This is a genomic window from Treponema sp. R6D11, from assembly GCF_054786075.1.
The window spans coordinates 1-1,576 of the sequence record NZ_BDHD01000298.1; the positions used below are offsets into that span (position 1 = coordinate 1).

The 1,576-nt window shown below is 42.3% G+C and carries 1 tRNA gene and 1 rRNA gene; both read left to right on the top strand.

Features of this window, described 5'->3' with window-relative positions:
• Positions 1-226: 226 nt before the first annotated feature.
• Positions 227-300, top strand: a tRNA-Ile gene (locus ACYVTD_RS12490).
• A 205-nt stretch (positions 301-505) separates the two neighbouring features.
• Positions 506-1,576, top strand: a 23S ribosomal RNA gene (locus tag ACYVTD_RS12495); the annotation flags it as partial.

The window sequence follows — 1,576 nt, forward strand, 5'->3', positions numbered from 1 at the left end:
ACAAGGTAGCCGTACTGGAAAGTGCGGCTGGATCACCTCCTTTCACTTTGAAAGGTGCTAAATCCCTAACGGGATTTAGCTAGGAGTTTCACTTCGTGAAACTCCAATAAAAAGTCCTTATGGACTACAAAGGGGCTGTTTGCCCCAAACATTTAACGATTGTTGTTTTTCAATCTTGTTAGAGCGTGTAACGCTTTAACACTCTCCCCAGACCTATTTTTTTCTTGGGCCAGTAGCTCAGTCGGTTAGAGCACTGCTCTGATAAGGCAGGGGTCAATAGTTCAACTCTATTCTGGCCCATTACTGCCTAATGAAATACGGACTATTTCATAAGTTCTGTTATTTGAAAAATAATTGCGATAAAAAGCAATTCAGGGATGGATACTGAAACCATGACAGGTTTCAGAAAAAAAGTTTCGCAAAGCGAAACTTCAAGATGAAATCCATAAAAAGATTTTATCAATTTAACAAGGCTTTGAAAAAAGTTTTGTTGGAACAATAATATGGTCAAGCGAATATAGGGTTTATGGCGGATGCCTTGGCGTATCAAGGCGAAGAAGGCCGTGGTAAGCTGCGAAAAGCAACGGGGAGGAGCAAACATCCATTAATCCGTTGATTGCCGAATGGGGTAACCCACCAAGTGTGAACTTGGTATCCGTAATTGAATAAATAGGTTGCGGAAGCGAAACTGGGGGAACTGAACCATCTAAGTACCCCGGGAAGAGAAATCAAAAGAGATTCCGAAAGTAGCGGCGAGCGAAATCGGAAGAGCCTAAACCACTCTTACGAGTGGGGTTGTAGGACTGCGATAACTTTACTGTCATTATAAGAGAACGGTTTTGGGAAAGCCGGCTAAAAAGGGTGAAAGCCCCGTATCTGAAATATTGGCAGTGAGGCAGCAGTATCCTGAGTACGGCGAGGCACGAGAAACCTTGTCGGAATCTGGGTCGACCACGATCCAAGGCTAAATACTAGATACGACCGATAGCGCAGAAGTACCGTGAGGGAAAGGCGAAAAGAACCCCGGTGAGGGGAGTGAAATAGAACCTGAAACCGTAAACCCACAACATGTCAAAGTCCGACCACTTAATTTCTTAATAGAGAGGGAAATATGTATTATGTTTATGTACTGAGAAATGAATCAAGTGAATTTTATACTGGTTATACTGCTAATTTAGAAAAAAGGTTAGAACAGCATAATGTCGGTATAAATCAAAGTACCAAAAATCATCAATGGGAATTGGTATATTATGAAGCCTATACAAATGAGTGTTATGCACACAAAAGAGAGCAAGCACTTAAAAAAAACAGACGCATGAGTAAGTTTCTAATGGAACGCATAAAAGAAAGTTTAAGAAATTAAGTGGTCGGATGATGGCGTGCCTTTTGTAGAATGAGCCTGCGAGTTACGATAGCATGCAAGGTTAAGGCTTGGAAGAGCCGCAGCCGGAGGGAAACCGAGTCTGAATAGGGCGATTAAGTATGTTGTCGTAGACCCGAAGCCAAGTGATCTAGTTATGTGCAGGTTGAAGGCAGGGTAAAACCTGTTGGAGGACCGAACCCTAATCTGTTAAAA